The sequence below is a fragment of the Flavobacterium paronense genome, assembly GCF_030409795.1.
In the GTDB taxonomy this organism is placed as follows: domain Bacteria; phylum Bacteroidota; class Bacteroidia; order Flavobacteriales; family Flavobacteriaceae; genus Flavobacterium; species Flavobacterium paronense.
The window spans coordinates 2,587,070-2,603,823 of record NZ_JAUFQN010000019.1 but is presented as its reverse complement, the minus strand read 5'-3'; the positions used below and the strand labels follow the sequence as shown (position 1 = coordinate 2,603,823).

Here is a 16,754-nt window from a genome sequence, read left to right as displayed (position 1 = left end):
TTTTTGTTGATAACTAAAATTGATTTCTTAGCGGTTAAAATGTATTTTTGAAATCTTACTTTTTTTAAAATCCCAATGGCAATATGTATTTAATTTTCGATACTGAAACAACTGGTTTGCCAAGAAATTGGTCAGCACCTATTACCGATACTGACAATTGGCCAAGATGTATTCAGATTGCCTGGCAATTGCACGATGAGTTGGGAAATCTTATTGAGCATCAGGATTATTTAGTAAAACCAGAAGGATTCAATATTCCTTTTGATGCAGAAAGAATTCACGGAATTTCGACCGAATTAGCGGAAGCACAAGGAATAAAATTAAGTGAAGTTTTAGAAAAATTTAACATCGCTTTATCAAAATCAAAATTTATTGTCGGACAAAATGTTGGCTTTGATGTCAACATCATGGGCTGCGAATTTCACCGAATTGGAATGCAGTCTCCGATGAGTTCAATGCAGGTTTTGGACACATGTACCGAAGTCACAGCCTCACTTTTAAAATTGCCTGGTGGTCGTGGCGGAAAGTTCAAATTGCCAACACTAACCGAGCTGCACAAATACCTTTTTGGAGTACCATTTTCTGAAGCACATAATGCGACTGCTGACGTTGAAGCTACAACACGGTGTTTCTTTGAATTAATCAACAGACAGGTTTTTACCAAAGAAGAATTAGATATTCCAGCCGATTATTTTGAAAGATTCAGCAAAAATAATCCTAAGGAAATCCAACTTATAGGGTTAAAACATATTAACCTAAAACAAGCCTCTGAAGAAATTCGGAAACAATTTCAAAAGAAAGAAGAAGTTGTTATTCCGGATGATTCAAATAAGCAAATTCATCACAATTTAACCGAAGTCGATTTTGTTCATTTGCACAATCACACACAATTTTCAGTATTACAATCCACCATAAGCGTTGCCGATTTGGTGAAAGCGGCCGTTGCCAATAAAATGCCGGCCGTTGCTATGACGGATCATGCCAATTTGATGGGTGCCTTTCATTTTGTTCGTGATATTTTATACTATAATAAATCAGCTCAAGGCAAAAATAAAGCAGCAGAAGAAAACGGAGAAACTCCAACAGAAACTATTGTTAAACCTATTGTAGGGTGTGAGTTTTACGTTTGTGATGATTTAAAAGATAAGTCACGAAAAGACAATGGTTATCAAATTGTCTTCTTAGCAAAAACAAAAAAAGGCTATCACAATCTGGCCAAATTATCTTCTATCGCTTACACAGAAGGATTTTATTATGTGCCAAGAATTGATAGAAAAGCAATTCAGGAATACAAAGAAGATCTCATAGTACTATCCGGAAATTTATATGGAGAAATTCCAAGTAAAGTTTTAAATATTGGTGAAAACCAAGCGGAAGAAGCCTTAATTTGGTGGAAACAAGAGTTCGGTGATGATTTCTATCTCGAATTAATGCGCCACAATCAGGAAGATGAAAATAGGGTAAATGCTTCATTGATTTCATTAGCAAAAAAACATCATGTAAAAACGGTTGCTACCAATAACGTTTTCTACATCAATAAAGAAGATGCCAATGCTCACGATATTTTATTGTGTGTTAGAGACGGTGAAAAACAATCTACGCCAATTGGTCGTGGACGTGGTTATCGCTATGGAATGAATAATCAGGAGTATTATTTCAAGTCGGCTGAAGAAATGAAAAAACTATTTCATGACTTACCAGAAGCTATTACTAACACAGAAGAAATCGTCAATAAAATTGAAATCTACGATTTGTCGCGTGAAGTTTTATTACCAAAATTTGATATTCCAACCGAATTTTTAGTTCCAGAAGATGAAATAGATGGAGGTAAACGTGGCGAGAATAAATTTCTTCACCATTTAACCTATCAAGGTGCCGAAAAGCGTTATGCCGAAATCACTCCCGAAATAAAAGAACGTATCGATTTTGAGTTGTTAACGATTCAAAATTCAGGTTATCCGGGTTATTTCCTAATCGTTCAGGATTTCATCGCCGAAGCAAGAAGAATGGATGTTTCCGTTGGACCAGGTCGTGGATCTGCTGCAGGTTCTGTAGTGGCCTACTGCCTCGGAATTACCAATATAGACCCATTACTTTATAATTTACTTTTTGAGCGTTTCCTTAATCCGGATAGGGTTTCGCTTCCCGATATCGATATTGATTTTGATGATGAAGGGAGAAGCAAAGTAATGGATTATGTAATCCAGAAATACGGTTCCAAACAAGTAGCACAAATTATTACTTACGGGACAATGGCAACCAAATCGAGTATTCGTGACACCGCAAGGGTTATGGATTTACCCCTTTTTGAAGCCGATAAAGTAGCTAAATTAATTCCGGGATTAATGCCATCTAAATGGAATTTAGCCCGACTTTTATCTGAAGATGAAGCCACAATAAAAAAAGCTTTGCGCCCAGAAGAATTTGACAGAGTGAGGGAATTAATTTCACTTTCTAAAGTAGGAAATTTGTGTTCTGACACTATAAATCAGGCAAAATTTTTAGAAGGAAACCTAAGAAACACTGGTATTCACGCTTGTGGTGTAATCATTACGCCGAGCGACATTACCAATTTTGTCCCAGTTGCAACAGCAAAAGATTCGGATTTGTATGTTACCCAATTTGATAACTCAGTCGTAGAAAGCGCCGGATTATTAAAGATGGATTTCTTGGGATTAAAAACCCTAACATTAATAAAAGATACTGTAAAACTGGTAAAATACAGAACAGGAAAAGATTTAAATCCGGATGAATTTCCAATTGATGACCTTAAGACGTATGAGCTTTTTCAACGCGGAGAGACAGTTGGGATTTTCCAGTATGAAAGCGCCGGAATGCAGAAATACATGAAGGAATTAAAGCCCACCGTTTTTGGCGATTTGATTGCCATGAATGCCTTGTATCGTCCAGGACCAATTGCCTACATTCCTAGTTTTATCAAACGTAAAAATGGTGAAGAAGAAATCACATACGATATTGAAGCTTGTGAAGAATTGCTAAAAGAAACCTACGGAATTACTGTTTATCAGGAGCAGGTAATGCTTTTGTCGCAAAAATTAGCCGATTTCTCAAAAGGTGATGCCGACGTTTTGCGTAAAGCAATGGGAAAAAAGCAGAAAGATGTTTTGGATAAAATGAAACCAAAATTCATTTCGCAAGCTGAAGCTAAAGGCCATTCCGCCGATAAATTAGAAAAAATCTGGAAAGACTGGGAAGCTTTTGCTGAATATGCTTTCAATAAATCCCACTCAACGTGTTATGCCTGGATTGCCTATCAAACAGCCTATTTAAAAGCTAATTATCCTGCTGAATATATGGCGGCAGTTTTATCCAATAACATGAGTGATATCAAACAAATTTCTTTCTTTATGGAAGAATGTAAGCGAATGGGATTAGAAGTTCTTGGTCCAGATGTCAACGAGTCGTTTTATAAATTTACGGTAAACGATAACTATGCTGTTCGTTTTGGAATGGGCGCTGTTAAAGGTGTTGGAGCCAATGCAGTCGATACAATCGTACAAAATAGAAAGGGCGAAAATTATAAATCGATATTTGATTTAGCCAAAAAAATAGATTTGCGTGCTGCGAATAAAAAAGCATTTGAAAGTCTGGCACTAGCCGGCGGATTTGATTGTTTTCAAAACACCCATCGCGCACAATATTTCCACATCGAAGGAGAAGGAATTACGTTTTTGGAAAAAGCAATTCGCTATGGTTCTAAATTTCAGGAGAATGAAAATTCATCACAGGTAAGTTTGTTCGGCGAAAGCAGTGATGTTCAAATTGCCGAGCCAATTGTACCGCCCTGTGAAGAATGGAGCACTATGGAAAAATTAGCCAAAGAAAAAGAAGTAGTCGGAATTTATATTTCGGGTCATCCATTAGACGATTACCGTTTTGAAATGAGATATTTTTGTAACAGCAAACTGGAAAATTTAAAGAACCTTGGTAATTACATTGGCAAATCACTAACATTTGCCGGTATTGTGACTAATGTTCAATATAGAACTGCCAAAAATGGAAAAGATTGGGCAATGTTCACTTTAGAAGGTTATGACGAAAGTCATGAGTTCAGAATATTTGACGAAGAGTATCTAAAGTACCGACATTTTTTGGTTAACAACCAATTTATATATTTTAAAGTAACTGTAAAAGACGGTTGGGTAAACCGAGAAACCGGAAAAAAATCTGACCCAAGAATACAATTCGTAGATGTAAAACAATTGCAGGATGTGTTGCCTCAGTTTGCCAAAAAGCTAAGTATTCAATTGGATATTAATGAGTTGCATAAAAATGCTATTGAACAATTAAATGCTATTTTTCAATCAAACAAGGGTGATAATACGGTAACTTTTGAAATTGTTGAATTTGATAAAACTAAAATAATTCCCGAAATAGTTACTAAAATTTTAGCTGTAGAGGAAGAAAATTTTGAGACAGAAAACCTCGAAGAAATCGAGATGGAAATTCCCGTTGTTGAAGAAGAAATTCAAGTTTTGACCAAAGTTTCATTACCAAGTAGAAAATTGAAAATTAAAATCTCAAATGAATTGTTAGTCGAGTTGGAAAAAATGGGTGTCAAATTCAGCCTGAATTAAGTATCAGTTCTGACAATGATTTTATAGCCAAAACTGATTTTTTTACTCATTAAACTGAAATTAAATGTCTAATTTTGCCTTCAATATATACTCTAATTTTAAAATAAAATAAAATATGGCTTTAGCAATAACAGATGCTACTTTTGATGAAGTAGTATTAAAATCAAGTAAACCTGTAGTGGTTGATTTTTGGGCAGCTTGGTGTGGACCATGCAGAATGGTTGGACCTGTTATAGACGAAATCGCAACAGAATATGAAGGAAAAGCAACAGTAGGTAAAGTTGATGTAGATGCTAATCAAGAGTTTGCTGCGAAATACGGTGTTCGTAACATTCCAACGGTTTTGGTTTTCCAAAACGGAGAAGTAGTTGGTCGTCAGGTTGGTGTTGCTCCAAAGAAAACGTATACTGATGCTATTGATGCACTTTTGTAATCAATAGTCTAAAATAATTTTAAAAGGTTCAGCGAAAGTTGAGCCTTTTTTTATGATTTAGTTTAGAAATTTCCCTTTATATTTGACTTATGAAGATTGAAGAACAAAAAGAACTTGTTTCCGGTTTTAAGCATCTTGAATTGCTTGCCAATCAAGTTGTCGAAGGCTTTATTTCGGGAATGCACAAAAGTCCGTTTCATGGTTTTTCTGCCGAATTTGCAGAGCATAAAGTCTACAATTCTGGTGAAAGCACTAAACATATCGACTGGAAATTATTTGCCAAAACTGATAGGTTATATACCAAAAAATATGAAGAAGAAACCAATCTTCGTTGTCATTTAATTATCGACAATTCTTCTTCGATGTATTATCCAAAGCTAAAAAATGACGAACCTTTTTATCATAATAAAATTGGTTTTTCGGTTTTAGCTTCGGCAGTTTTGATGAATTTATTAAAAAAACAACGTGATGCTGTTGGCTTAAGCATTTATTCGGACACTTATGAATATTATGCTCCAGAAAAAGGAAGCGATCGTCATCACCGAATGATTTTGAATAAACTGGAGGAACTTTTAGAAAAACCTAAAGTTTCAAAAAGCACAGATACAGTTACATTTTTGCATCAAATTGCCGAAAAAATCCATCGCCGTTCTATGATTGTTTTGTTTACTGATATGTTTCAAATAGGTAAAAATGACGCACTTTTCAACGCTTTGCAACATTTAAAACACAACAAACACAAAGTGGTCGTTTTTCATGTTATTGATAAAAAAACAGAAATTAATTTCAATTTTGATAATACACCTCGAAAGTTCATCGATTTAGAAACGGGAGAAACCATAAATGTTTTTGCCGATACTGTCAAAGATGCCTACGAAGAAAAGGTTAATAATTACTTCAAAACATTAGCCATGACTTGTGCTCAAAACAAAATTAAGTACGTTCCTGTCGCTGTAGAAGAAAATTTTGAGAAGATTTTAACTACTTATTTAGTTGAAAAGCAACTGTTTGGATAGAATTGTTTTTTACTCGTTTATTTTTCAAAAAAATAGTTGCAGATTTGAAAAACGATTGTATATTTGCAACCGCAATAACGCAGAGGTTTGGTAGTTCAGTTGGTTAGAATACATGCCTGTCACGCATGGGGTCGCGGGTTCGAGTCCCGTCCAGACCGCGAAATTGGGAAGAGCACTTTGGAAACAAAGTGCTTTTTTGCCCAAAAAAGTAAATGAAATGCATTCACAAAATTATGTGAGTCATTCAAAATTAGTTGTGTTGTTTGCTACGACTTTGTAACTCGTAGCGCGGTTTAGTAGTTAGACCAATGAAAAGCTTTCCACTTTATTGTGGATGGCTTTTTTGCTTTTAGATACTTTCATTTTTTTTATTACTTTTGAACTATTATGAACAGAATAATACAAACAACCGTTTTTGCTTTCTTTTTTTTTGTTGCAACAAACAATGTTTTTGCACAGGACTCTAACATAAGCGAACAGACAAAGCAAAATGGCACTAACGATCCAGATGCTCAACTAAAAGAAACACTCTATACAAAGTATAAAAAAGAAGTTCGTTCTTACGACAAGAACGATTTTGACGCTTTATTTTTCGATTTCTTTAAAAAACAAAAAGACGCATCGTTGCAACTAACACAAGAAGAATTTTATACCTATACCATCAAAATTGCCATATATTCAGAAAAGCTCGGACTATTATATAAAGATCAAAAAGAAGAAGCAATGCGAACCAAACAAGAATGGTTTGATAAAAGTTATGCTGATTATTTAAATTCCAAAAAGTAAAATCTTGAAAAAACTTTTGCCAATAGTTGCGCTGATACTGCTTCAATCGTGCCAATACTTTGAAAACAAAGTGCCGAATGAAAAAGAGTTGTTAGACAAACAAATCAAGGAAATCAATTGGAATGAAGTGGATGAATATCCATCAGTGACCGATTGTGAAAAACTCACAGATGCAAACCAACGCAAACAATGTTTTTTCGAATTTTTAACCAACACTATTCAACAAAAATTAGATGTTGACACACTTTCAATGATGTTTCCAAAACTGGATACGATTGAAGTAAAAGTGACGGTTCTTCCAAATTCAACTATGGAATTCGAGCCGCAATTTCCAAAAGATTCAGTAGCCTACGACACTATTAAAATCGATAGCATTCTTCATGTTCGGTTAGTTGATTTCCCAAAAGTTAATCCCGCAATTAAAAGAGGCATTCCGGTAAAAACACAATTTGTTCTTCCAGTGATTATTAAATCAGAGTAAAATAATTAGGAGCTGTTTCCGGCTTTCCACTATATCTTTTTCTTAAAAAAAGAAAAAGGATGCCGTTTCAATCCGGGCTAGTTGGAAAATTTTCTTCCTTTCCAGGTAAAGCTTCCAAACAACGAATAAATTCCAACCAAACTAGAGAAAAAAGGATAAATAATGCTACTAGCTATCGGCACAAAAAACTTTCCGTTTCTGAGATAGGCATTCGATTTGTAAAGCATAATATAATCAACCAAATATTTCACAGTAAATACACAAAGAATTACTCTCCAGTCAATTTTACCAACAACCAACAACCAACAACCAACAACCAAACTAAGGTTCATCAGCAAAACAATAACCGCCAAAAACTTCCCATAACTGCTTTTATAACCTGTAGATTTTCCTGCCCAACGAACACGTTGCATAAAGAGCTTGAACAAATCGTTTTCCGGTTTTGTCTTTACTATTGAGTCACGGTTTTTTAAATAATGAACTTTCTCCAGATTTGCATTGACCGCTTTTTGTAGCAAGAATACATCATCGCCACTGGCAGTATCACTGATGCCTCCAAAGCCACCAATTTCAGCAAAAAATTTCTTTGTGTAAGCAAAGTTAGCTCCGTTGCACATAAAGGGTTTTCCAATGCCAAAACTTCCAATAGTTACGCCTTGCAAACTCATCAAATCCAACTGCTGAAAATGATGAAACCAGTTGTTTTTGGCTTTATACATTACAGCGCCAACAATCAGTTCTGGATTGTTTGTTTGGATATAATTGCCTAAGGTTAGTAACCAATTTTTATTCACAACACAATCAGCGTCAGTAGTAATAACCCAATCGTGTTTTGCAATAGGCATCGCTCTTCCGATAGCGTCTTTTTTTGGGGAACCGGAAAGAATAAGGTTTTCCAGAAGTGTCGTGTCTAAATGCTCGTGTTTCATTCGCCACTGAATGCAAACGCGTTCCGAATTGTCTGTCGAAAAATCATCAACAAGAATAATTTCAATCAATTTAGGAGGATAATTCAAATTAGAAATCGATTCTAAAAGCTTAGGTAAATTTTTGGCTTCATTCCGAAAAGGAACAACAATTGTAAAAGCAGTTTTCGGATTCAAATCGGTTACTTCAAAAGATTTTACTTTATTAAATCCAAAAATCAATTGGATGATTAAAAAGACATACACCAATAAAATAACTAGAAAAACAATTGAAACTATTCCCATTTTGGTTTGAATTTAAGTACATAATAACTTCCGATAACGACAGGTAGAACCACATTTAAAAACCACATCAAGGTCGAAATAAAAATAACTATCCATTCGTTTATACCCAATTTCCCCAAGAAAAAAACGGCCACGCTTCCTTTAACAGCAAAATCTAAAAACTGAAAACTAGGTAAGGACGAAGCCAAAAAATAAACGGTTGCAATGGTTGCCATCATCGTTAGATAAGGTAAATCTACATCAAAAGCGAGAAATAAAAAATAGTATTGGTGCGAAAAAACCAAGTAACGGCAAAGTGCGAGAAGGTTGTTCTTTTGATGAATTCGTTTTGGGATTTCATTGATTTTGTCAATGAGTTTTTCTATGGAATAGCCTTTAATCTTAATGCTCTTGGAGAGAAAAGAAGCAAGAAGCAAGAGGCAAGATAAAGCGGTTATTCCCAGTGCCCATTTCCAATAACCGAGAAATAAAAGTCCAATAGTTCCAAAAATAACCGTTAAAATCATCTGAATTCCGTTACAGATTAGATTTAGAAAAATGATTTTCTTAGTTTTCTTTTGCTCAAAATACAATGCTTTTCCAGCATATTCTCCGAGACCATTTGGCGTAAATATCCCAGCAGTTAATGCTCCGAGAACTTGCTTAGTCGATTCGCCAAGAGAAATGGGTTTTAAAAAAGAAACCAGATTCTGCCATTTCAGAATTTCAAGAAAACGATTGGCAAAACTGAAGGCAAGTAAAAACAGAACTCCCCAAATGCTTGCTTTTTCTTTAACCAAGCTTGTGAATTTCTTCCAGTCGAGTTTGTCGTTATGGGCTAATTGGTCGTAGATAAAATAAAAAGCAGCAGTTACAACCAAAAGTTTGATTAGAAAAACGATGAATTGCTTAGCTTTGTGTGGAATTGTAATCATTGTTGCAAAATAACGAAAATTAAAGTTGGCAAACGAACGCATCATATTAGGAATTGACCCCGGAACTACCATTATGGGCTTTGGGTTGATAAAAGTCGTAAACAAAAAGATGGAATTCATTCAGTTGAACGAATTGATTTTGAGCAAATATGATGATCATTACACCAAACTAAAAGTTATTTTCGAACGCACTATCGAACTTATAGAAACGCATCATCCTGACGAAATTGCAATTGAAGCACCGTTCTTTGGAAAGAATGTGCAATCAATGCTTAAACTCGGAAGAGCGCAAGGTGTGGCAATGGCAGCGGGTTTGTCTCGCCAAATTCCCATTACCGAATACGAGCCCAAGAAAATAAAAATGGCCATTACCGGAAACGGAAACGCCAGTAAAGAACAAGTTGCCAAAATGCTGCAACAGCTTTTAGGTTTAAAAGAATTACCCAAAAACCTAGATTCTACGGATGGTTTAGCTGCGGCAGTTTGTCACTTTTTCAATTCCGGAAAAGTAACTGGTGCAAAAAGTTATAGCGGTTGGGATGCTTTTGTAAAACAGAATGAGGAACGCGTAAAAAAATAATGTCGGGCATCTACATCCATATTCCTTTCTGCAAACAAGCCTGTCATTATTGCGACTTTCATTTTTCGACTTCCTTGAAGAAAAAAGACGAAATGGTTTTGGCTCTAGCCAATGAAATAACATTGCGTAAAGACGAGTTTAAAGATGAAGTTATCGAAACGATTTACTTTGGTGGTGGAACGCCTTCAATATTGGAGATTGCAGATATCCGAATGTTGATTGACTCTGTTTATCAAAATTATAAAGTCATTGAAAATCCTGAAATTACCGTTGAAGCCAATCCGGATGATTTAACGGAAACCCGAATAACCGAATTATCGCATAACCGCATTAACCGCATAAGCATTGGAATTCAATCTTTTTTTGAAGATGATTTGAAGCTGATGAACCGAGCACACAATTCGGAGGAAGCCAAAAAATGTCTTGAAACAGCAACGCAATATTTTGATAATATTTCCATCGATTTGATATACGGAGTTCCCGGGATGAGCAATGAGAAATGGCTTAAGAATATAGAAACCGCGTTATCCTTTAAGATGCCGCATATTTCGAGTTACGCGTTAACAGTCGAGCCCAAAACAGCTTTGCATACTTTTATCCAAAAAGGAATCATTTCGCAGCCTGATGATGAAGTGGCTCAGGATCATTTTCATTTATTGGTTGACAAGCTCGAAGAAAACGGATTCATTCATTACGAACTATCCAATTTCGGTAAAGAGAATTATTTCTCCAAAAACAATTCGAGTTATTGGCTAGGTAAAAAATACATCGGCATTGGTCCGTCAGCGCATAGTTATAATGGAATTTTCCGAAGTTGGAATGTTTCTAATAACTCACTTTATCTCAAATCAATAGCTGAAAACCAATTGCCTTCAGAAACCGAAACCTTAACCAAAACTGACCGTTATAACGAATATGTAATGACGGGTTTGCGAACCATTTGGGGCATATCTTTAGACAGAATTGAGCGTGAATTTGGCAAAAACTATTTGGATTATCTTAACCAACAAGCTGCTAAATATATCGAAGATCATTTGCTTTTTATTGATGACAATATTTTGAGAACCACCAAAAGTGGTAAGTTTTTGAGCGACGGAATTGCAAGTGATTTGTTTTTGCTAAATTTGGAGTAATGAAAGCACTAATCAACAACACCTTCGAAATCGACTTATCAAAACCTATTGATATATCTATTCCGTTGACCAATACAGATGCAAATCCGATTGCTTGGTATATTGAAAAACCAGTTATTGAACCCGTTCGTTTTGGTGATTGGATTGGAAAAGTTTCGGAAGGAAGTTCTACTAATTTTAACAACATTTTCTTCAATCCACACGGACACGGGACGCACACCGAATGTCTCGGACACATTACACGCGAATTCTACAGTATCAATCAATGTCTGAAACAGTTTTTCTTTACAGCCGAATTGATTTCAATTGAACCGGAAACTATTGGGAGTGATTTAGCAATTACCAAGAAACAAATCGAAGGAGCATTAAATGATAAAACTCCCGAAGCTATTGTCATCAGAACATTACCCAATTTAGAAAGTAAAAAACATAAAAACTATTCCAAAACTAATCCACCTTATTTACTAGAAGAAGCAGCTACTTTTATTCGCAAAAGCGGTATCAAACATTTGCTGATTGATTTACCAAGTGTAGATAGGGAAGAAGACGAAGGAAGGTTATTGGCACACAAAGCCTTTTGGAATGTGAAAGATGTCAATAAACTCAATGCAGATGCACGATTGGATTGCACGATTACCGAAATGATTTTTGTAGATGATAGCATTTTAGATGGACGTTATATTTTGAATTTACAAATAGCTTCTTTTGAAAATGATGCATCACCAAGTAAACCGATTTTGTATAAAATATGATTGCCGTTTCCACAGATAAAAGCAAACTCGATGTTCCATTCATTCAAAACTTTTTGAAGGATATTTATTGGGCAGCCGGACGAACAATTGATGAGGTCCAAACAACAATTGATGCTTCGTTTTGCTTCGGAATTTATTTGAATGATGAGCAAGTTGGTTTTGCCAGAGTAGTTACTGATTATGTGGTTTTTGCGTATTTAATGGATGTGTTTATTGATGAAAAACATCGCGGAAAAGGCTATTCTTCCATTTTGATTGATGCGATGATGACAGAACCACAATTAAATCAAGTTAAAATCTGGCGATTAGCAACTTCAGACGCCCATTTTTTATATGAGAAATTTGGATTCAAACCATTGGCCCATCCCGAGAAAATGATGGAGAAAGTAATAAAATAAGAGTATGAACATCCAACAACTTTACGAATTCTGCTTATCTAAAAAAGCAGTAACGGAACACTTCCCGTTTGATGAAGATACATTGGTATTTAAAGTGGGAGGAAAAATGTTTTGCCTGACGTCATTAAAAGAATGGGAAAAAGGAACACCGGCTTTGAACCTAAAAGGCGAACCAGAAAATAATGCTGAACTTAGCGCACAATACGAAGCCATAAATCCAGGTTATCACATGAGTAAAATACATTGGATAACCGTTGATTTTAACAGTGATGTTTCCGATAAAATGATGTGTGAACTTATCAATCAATCCTATGATTTGGTATTTAAAAGTTTGACTAAAAAACTTCAAAACGAAATTCTTGAAAATTGATTTTTTAGGAAATTGTATAAGTTTTTTTTAACCGCAAAGCGCGCAATGATATCCGCTAAGACCGCAAGGAAAAGCCCAATACTTTATACATATTGGGCTTTATTTTTTAAAACTTTGCGAACCTTGCAAAAAAACTTTGCGTAATTTGCGGTTAAATTTACATAGATTTCTTCTGCTTTTCTACAAAACCATCAGCCTGAAGTTTTAGTAATTCGGTGGCGCCTTTCTTTTTGTAGTTGTATAATTCCTTGTCATCGCGAATATCGGCGTAGACTTTATCATAAATTTCAGCATCGGTTTTCTTTTGCAATTCGCTTTGATAACGGTTTTGCGAAATCACATTTTTGATTCCCATTTCTAAATCTTCCTGCTTGAAATCGTATTCTCCTTTTGGCGATAATAATTTAGCAATGATTGGCGATGTTTCAATAGCAAAAAATAACAGCATAATGAACAGCGAAGGAATCGAAGGCAATTTTCCTAAAGCATTGATTCGTGCCATTAAACCATCAAAGCCATCAATTATAGGTTGCGTTTCGGTGACTTTTTTATCTAAATCGGTTTGCAGTGTTTTCGCTCTGGCTTCCTTATCGACAATGATTTTAGTGTTGTTTATTTTCAAGGAATCCAACTGTTTTGAAGCCAAATCAAAAGCAGAACGTTTCTCTTTATAGATTGGGCCTTTCCCCATTTTCTTCGTTCCTGCTGAACCTTCTGCTTCTGTAATATAAGATTGATACAAATTGGCAACTTCTTTTTCTTTTTTGGTAATGCCCGATTTTAAACTATCCATTTCGGCCTTGTTTTTATCGACATCAGTCTTAAAATAATTGGCAACCTGATTTTTATTGGCAATCGCCATTTCGTTTTTCTGTTTTAATATAACAGTGCTGATTTCCTTTTCGAAAATTTTGATTTCTAAAGGTTTTGAAATCACAATAGCAATAATAATCGCCAATACAATTCGCGGTGAAGCCTGAATGAATTCATCCAGAAAATTATCTCTTTTCTTTATGGTAGAAACAATAAACCGGTCAAGATTGAAAATTAGAAATCCCCAGACTAAACCAAAACCAATGGCTAAATAGGGATTGTCAAAAACAGTGTAGAGTGCATAACTACCGGCAATAAATGCCATAACTGCTGTAAAGAAAACGGTAGCACCAATACCGGCATATTTGTTTTGCTCGCCGTTGGAGCAGGAGTTCACGATGTCACTATCGGCACCTGAACATAGGAGGAAAAAACGTTTTAACATGATGATTAATTTTGATTGATGATGATTATACAAATATAACGCCAAAAGTTGAAGTTTATTGTAAGGTGCTGATATTTAATAAAAAAACCGCTTGTTTAGAGCGGGTTTTACTTTTTTTAGCATACAGCAAATAACATAATTTACAAACAAAATAGTTCATAAGCAACATTGAAAAGATTTGTCCGTATGAATCATTCAATTGATACGTATGAATCAATCAAATCATACGCATGAATCAATCAATTCATACGCATCAATTGAAACAGTACTAAATAATGCAGTTTGTTCAGGATAATTTAGTTACTCAACTCCACAAAATATTTATAAAACAACGGAATCGTTTCAATACCTTTCAAATAATTAAATATTCCAAAATGTTCGTTTGGCGAGTGGATTGCATCTGAGTCTAATCCAAATCCCATTAAGATGGTTTTTGATTTCAATTCTTTTTCAAACAACGCTACAATCGGAATACTTCCACCCGAACGAACAGGAATTGCAGGAACTCCAAATGTTTCAGTATACGCTTTGTTAGCTGCTTTGTATCCGATGCTATCAATAGGTGTTACATAACCTTGTCCACCATGATGTGGCGTAACTTTTACTTTCACCGATTTTGGTGCTATGCTTGTAAAATGTTTAGAAAACAATTCGGTTACTTCTTCCCAATCCTGATTTGGCACCAAACGCATTGAGATTTTTGCATACGCTTTGCTTGCAATTACGGTTTTTGCTCCTTCGCCAGTGTATCCGCCCCAAATTCCGTTAACGTCTAACGTTGGTCGAATGGAGTTTCTTTCGTTGGTTACATAACCTGTTTCTCCGTAAACATCTTCTATATCTAATGCCTTTTTATAATTCTCTAAACTGAACGGTGCTTTTGCCATTTCGGCTCTTTCGGCTGCAGTCAGTTCTTCTACTTTATCATAAAATCCCGGAATTGTAATGTGATTGTTTTCGTCATGAAGTGAAGCAATCATTTTGGTCAATACATTTATAGGATTAGCTACAGCTCCGCCATATAATCCGGAATGTAAATCGCGATTTGGTCCGGTAACTTCAACTTCAACATAACTCAAACCACGTAAACCGGTTGTAATGCTTGGTTGTTGGTTAGAAATCATTCCGGTATCCGAAATTAAAATCACGTCACAGCTTAATTTTTCCTGATTTCTTTCTACAAACCAGCTTAAGCTTTTTGACCCAACTTCTTCTTCACCTTCAATCATGAATTTTACATTGCATGGAAGACAATTGTTGGCAATCATATATTCAAATGCTTTCACATGCATATACATTTGCCCTTTATCATCACAAGAACCGCGGGCAAAAATAGCGCCTTCGGGATGGATTTCTGTAACTTTAATTACGGGTTCAAAAGGTGGTGAAGTCCATAGTTCCATTGGGTCTGGTGGCTGCACATCATAATGTCCGTAAACCAAAACGGTTGGTAGGTTTTTGTCGATTATATGTTCACCAAAAACGATTGGATATCCTGGAGTTTCGCAAATTTCTACATGTTGGCAACCTGCTTTTTCAAGCGAAACTTTTACCGCATCGGCAGTAGCAATTACATCGTGAGCATAAGCACTATCGGCACTTACAGAAGGAATTTTTAATAATTCGATTAATTCATTGATAAAACGTTCTTTGTTTTGCTTAACGTAATTTTTTATATTGTCCATTGTAGTTGTTAGTAATTAATTGATTCAAATTTACTAAAAAAGACTTTTAAAAAAATTCATAATTCATAATTTATAATCCATAATTATATTTATATTTGCACTCACAATTTTAGCGGGTATGGTGAAATTGGTAGACATGCCAGACTTAGGATCTGGTGCCGCAAGGCGTGTAGGTTCGAGTCCTATTACCCGCACAGAAGCTTCAACAAATGTTGAGGCTTTTTTGTTTTACTAATTGGTTAATAATATGTTTACACTTTATTGTTTTGGAGTGTTTTAATGTTTGTAAATTGATTTATTTTTACAACATAAAAATCATTTGATTTAAATTTATAATCCTAATGAAAGGCAGAAAGCTTATGATAACCGCGGTTGTAGCATTTATCGGTTTTATTTTACTAGCGTTTTCCGTATACTTACTTTATAAGAACACAAGTACATCTATTGCTGCACAAAAACAGAAAGAATTAGACGAGGCTATTAAACAAATTGAAGTGCTGCATGCTGAAATTGTTGAGAAAGATAAAGTTGTAGAAGCAGCAGAACAGAAAACTAAAACGCTGGAATCTAATTCATTTAATCAACCTTTTGGGCAAAATTTGCCAATTATAGAAATAGTTGATAATGATTTGAATGAAGGGAATACCACTAGTGGAAATGGAAAGCGAGTTCACAAATTAATGTATCATCATCAGTTGCGATTTTATTTGTTGAATGCCGGCAAAAACTCGCTGAAAGACGTAATCTTTTCCATAAAAGATATCTATAACGATCCAAAAGAGAGAAGTAAAAAAAGCAAATCTAACGGGAAATATGATTACATGGGACAATCTGTTGATGGTGATGAGATTGGAACGTATGAAAATATCGAATTGCAAACGCTTAATCTTAAATCGAAAAAGTTAATTTACACCAGTAATTTACCGGGTAGCTTTGGTGTTGGAGATTATACTTATAATGTTGTTGTTGAATGGAATCAAGGATTTTATCAGATGAAAATAAACATTGAAGAAATTGAAGGCGTACTCAAATATAAGTATGAATTTTATGATGTCTCAGGAAATCCAATAAATTATAAAGGTCTTGAACTCAATGTTAAAAACTAAAAAAACGTCCCGATTTACCGGGACGTTTTAATT

At 35.1% G+C, this 16,754-nt stretch carries 15 protein-coding genes and 2 tRNA genes; 13 read left to right on the top strand and 4 right to left on the bottom strand.

What is annotated here, in order from left to right:
- Nucleotides 1-83 precede the first annotated feature (83 nt).
- From dnaE to QWY90_RS12500, 6 genes are all read left to right on the top strand, one after another.
- Nucleotides 84-4,598 (top strand): DNA polymerase III subunit alpha, encoded by a 4,515-nt coding sequence (gene dnaE, locus QWY90_RS12525; protein ID WP_290286295.1) that lies wholly within the window; start codon nt 84-86, stop codon nt 4,596-4,598.
- Nucleotides 4,599-4,713: 115 nt separating this feature from the next.
- Entirely contained in the window at nt 4,714-5,031 is a 318-nt protein-coding gene (trxA, locus tag QWY90_RS12520; RefSeq protein WP_290286294.1) for a thioredoxin, read from the top strand.
- Between the two features lie 89 nt (nt 5,032-5,120).
- Nucleotides 5,121-6,047: a DUF58 domain-containing protein gene (locus QWY90_RS12515; RefSeq protein WP_290286293.1), complete on the top strand. Its 927-nt coding sequence runs from the start codon at nt 5,121-5,123 to the stop codon at nt 6,045-6,047.
- An 84-nt stretch (nt 6,048-6,131) separates the two neighbouring features.
- Nucleotides 6,132-6,205: transfer RNA gene (locus QWY90_RS12510), tRNA-Asp, on the top strand.
- A 229-nt stretch (nt 6,206-6,434) separates the two neighbouring features.
- Nucleotides 6,435-6,833 (top strand): hypothetical protein, encoded by a 399-nt coding sequence (locus tag QWY90_RS12505; RefSeq protein ID WP_290286292.1) that lies wholly within the window; start codon nt 6,435-6,437, stop codon nt 6,831-6,833.
- A 4-nt stretch (nt 6,834-6,837) separates the two neighbouring features.
- Nucleotides 6,838-7,314 carry a hypothetical protein gene (locus QWY90_RS12500; RefSeq protein WP_290286291.1) on the top strand — a complete coding sequence of 159 codons (477 nt, stop codon included), beginning with the start codon at nt 6,838-6,840 and terminating at the stop codon, nt 7,312-7,314.
- Between the two features lie 77 nt (nt 7,315-7,391).
- On the opposite strand, the gene QWY90_RS12495 is transcribed toward QWY90_RS12500, so the two are convergent.
- Together QWY90_RS12495 and QWY90_RS12490 are read right to left on the bottom strand one after the other, a co-directional pair.
- Nucleotides 7,392-8,525 (bottom strand): glycosyltransferase family 2 protein, encoded by a 1,134-nt coding sequence (locus QWY90_RS12495; protein ID WP_290286290.1) that lies wholly within the window; start codon nt 8,523-8,525, stop codon nt 7,392-7,394.
- Nucleotides 8,516-9,439, bottom strand: a complete 924-nt coding sequence (locus QWY90_RS12490; protein ID WP_290286289.1) for a hypothetical protein — start codon at nt 9,437-9,439, stop codon at nt 8,516-8,518. Before QWY90_RS12490 ends, QWY90_RS12495 begins: the two co-directional genes overlap by 10 nt.
- A gap of 25 nt (nt 9,440-9,464) precedes the next feature.
- Between QWY90_RS12490 and ruvC the strand changes: the two genes are divergently transcribed.
- Genes ruvC through QWY90_RS12465 form a run of 5 tightly spaced genes read left to right on the top strand, consistent with a single transcriptional unit; the run spans nt 9,465 to nt 12,672 of the window.
- Nucleotides 9,465-10,019, top strand: a complete 555-nt coding sequence (gene ruvC, locus QWY90_RS12485; RefSeq protein ID WP_290286288.1) for a crossover junction endodeoxyribonuclease RuvC — start codon at nt 9,465-9,467, stop codon at nt 10,017-10,019.
- Entirely contained in the window at nt 10,019-11,152 is a 1,134-nt protein-coding gene (hemW, locus tag QWY90_RS12480; RefSeq protein ID WP_290286287.1) for a radical SAM family heme chaperone HemW, read from the top strand. The genes ruvC and hemW overlap by 1 nt, the downstream gene beginning before the upstream one ends.
- A complete protein-coding gene (locus QWY90_RS12475) occupies nt 11,152-11,904 on the top strand; it encodes a cyclase family protein (RefSeq protein ID WP_290286286.1) in 753 nt (250 codons plus the stop codon). The genes hemW and QWY90_RS12475 overlap by 1 nt, the downstream gene beginning before the upstream one ends.
- Nucleotides 11,901-12,302 (top strand): GNAT family N-acetyltransferase, encoded by a 402-nt coding sequence (locus tag QWY90_RS12470; protein WP_290286285.1) that lies wholly within the window; start codon nt 11,901-11,903, stop codon nt 12,300-12,302. The genes QWY90_RS12475 and QWY90_RS12470 overlap by 4 nt, the downstream gene beginning before the upstream one ends.
- 4 nt (nt 12,303-12,306) lie before the next feature.
- The gene (locus tag QWY90_RS12465; protein ID WP_290286284.1) at nt 12,307-12,672 is read left to right on the top strand and encodes an MmcQ/YjbR family DNA-binding protein; all 366 of its coding nucleotides are present in this window, start codon (nt 12,307-12,309) and stop codon (nt 12,670-12,672) included.
- 157 nt (nt 12,673-12,829) lie between these two features.
- Here QWY90_RS12465 and QWY90_RS12460 read toward each other — a convergent pair whose 3' ends face one another.
- Nucleotides 12,830-13,930: a DUF4407 domain-containing protein gene (locus QWY90_RS12460; protein ID WP_290286283.1), complete on the bottom strand. Its 1,101-nt coding sequence runs from the start codon at nt 13,928-13,930 to the stop codon at nt 12,830-12,832.
- Between the two features lie 296 nt (nt 13,931-14,226).
- The gene (locus QWY90_RS12455) at nt 14,227-15,615 is read right to left on the bottom strand and encodes a dipeptidase (protein ID WP_290286282.1); all 1,389 of its coding nucleotides are present in this window, start codon (nt 15,613-15,615) and stop codon (nt 14,227-14,229) included.
- Between the two features lie 112 nt (nt 15,616-15,727).
- Between QWY90_RS12455 and QWY90_RS12450 the strand changes: the two genes are divergently transcribed.
- A tRNA-Leu gene (locus QWY90_RS12450) sits at nt 15,728-15,809 on the top strand.
- 147 nt (nt 15,810-15,956) lie between these two features.
- Entirely contained in the window at nt 15,957-16,721 is a 765-nt protein-coding gene (locus QWY90_RS12445) for a hypothetical protein (protein ID WP_290286281.1), read from the top strand.
- Nucleotides 16,722-16,754 lie beyond the last annotated feature (33 nt).